The organism is Stenotrophomonas sp. 82F1, from assembly GCF_056861525.1.
This window is the reverse complement of record NZ_JBSPUD010000023.1, coordinates 64,087-66,015: the sequence shown is the minus strand read 5'-3', so window position 1 is coordinate 66,015 and position 1,929 is coordinate 64,087. Positions and strand designations below refer to the sequence as shown.

The 1,929-nt window shown below is 71.1% G+C and carries 1 protein-coding gene; it reads right to left on the bottom strand.

The window, feature by feature from the left end:
• Positions 1-112: 112 nt before the first annotated feature.
• Positions 113-1,723 (bottom strand): SulP family inorganic anion transporter, encoded by a 1,611-nt coding sequence (locus tag AC13GI_RS18395; protein ID WP_482997002.1) that lies wholly within the window; start codon positions 1,721-1,723, stop codon positions 113-115.
• Between the last annotated feature and the right edge of the window lie 206 nt (positions 1,724-1,929).

Here is a 1,929-nt window from a genome sequence, read left to right as displayed (position 1 = left end):
CGGGGTCGCGCCGCGCCGGCGCTCGCCTCAGCCCCGCCGCGCCCCGCCGCGGCTCTACAACACGCCCGAAGCGGAAGGAGCGGTAGCGCCGGGCCATGCCCGGCGTCCCCGGTCAATGACCGGTGCGATCACCCAGCGGCTTCACCGGCTGCTTCTGCAACGACAGCAGCCCCAGCAGCACCGCCAGTGCCACATAGGCGCCCGCGAACTGCCAGCTGATGATGCGCGCCAGGCCTTCCAGATCCCACGGCAGGTAGATGCCGCCGCGCGGATCCACCGAATGGATCAGGCCGAACAGGGTGAGCCCCGCCGCCACCAGCAGGAAGCCGCAGGCGCGGCGCAGGCGGCCATCGACCATCGCCGCGACGGTGGCGATCCACAGCATCGAGGTGATGATGAAGCCATTGCCCAGCGCGAAGATCACCGCCAGCTCCGGCAGGCCGTGGCCATCGACGTGGGTGAGCAATGCCCCCATCCGCTCGGCCGGAATCCAGCCCGGCGCCTTGATCGCCAGCAGGTAGGCCGCCGACGGCAGGAAGCCCAGCACCATTGCACCGGCATGCTGGCGCGGCGTGGCCTGGAACGCTTGCGTGGTGATGTCGATCGACACGTACACGATGATCGGCGCCAGCACCGCCAGCGGCAGCCACTGCACCAGCCCGGAGATGATGCCGAGCATGCCGCCGATGCCGACGAACAGGCCGGTCAGCAGCGTGTAGCCGCTGCGCGCGCCCATGTGCTTGTAGGCCGGCTGGCCGATGTACGGCGTGGTCTGCGCAACGCCGCCGCAGACGCCCGCCACCAGCGTGGCCACTGCTTCCACCAGCAGGATGTCGCGGGTGCGGTAGTCATCGCCGGCCGCGCGCGCGCTCTCGGATACGTTGATGCCACCGACCACCATCAGCAGGCCGAACGGCAGCAGCAGCGGCAGGTAGGTCATCGCGGTCGGCAGGCCCTCGATGAAGCCCAGCGTCGGCAGCGGCAGCACCACCTGCGGCGGCACCCAGGCCGGAATCTGGAAGCCGGGTACACCCAGGCCGGCCAGGCCAAGCCCGTAATACAGGACGGTGCCGAACACGAACGCCAGCAGCACACCCGGGCCGCGCAGCGGCAGCTTGCCCTTGGCGATCAGCACGTACAGCAGCAGGCCCAGCGTGGTGAAGCCGACCAGCGGTGAGCGCAGGGTTTCCAGCAACGGCAGCAGGCCCATCAGCACCAGTGCGATGCCCGCGATGGAGCCCAGCAGCGCGGCACGCGGCAGCGCGCGGGTCACCGCTTCACCGAAGAAGGACAGGATCAGCTTGAGCACGCCCATGATGACCAGCGAGGCCATGCCCAGCTGCCAGGTGGCGATGGCGGCAGCATGCGGGTCCAGGCCCTGCTGCTTGAAGGCCAGGAAGGCCGGGCCCAGCACCAGCAGGGCCATGCCGATGCTGGTCGGCGCATCCAGACCCAGCGGCATGGCGGTGACATCGTCGCGCCCGGTACGCGCGGCCAGGCGCCGTGCCATCAGGGTGTACAGCAGGTTGCCGACCAGCACGCCCAGGGCGGTGCCGGGGAACATGCGGCCGAAGACCACGTCGGCGGGGAACTGGAACATCCCGACCAGGGCCATGGCGATGAAGCCGAGGATGGAGAGATTGTCGACGACCAGGCCGAAGAAGCCGTTGAAGTCGCCAGCGACGAACCAGCGGCGCGGCGCGGTGGAAGCGGGAGCGGACATGGAAGGGGCGGTGGGGGTGGGGACCGCCGATGGTAGGCCCAGCGGGGCCGGCGCGCCAATTCCCGCGTGGAATGATGGGTTCCAGCCAACGGCGGAGCCCCTCGTGGTTGGTCGCCGAAAGCGGGTTCTGGGGCTGGGCCGGGGGGGGGGGGGGGGGGGGGGGGGGGGGGCGGGGGGCGCCGCGCGCGCCCCCACCCGCCCGGGCC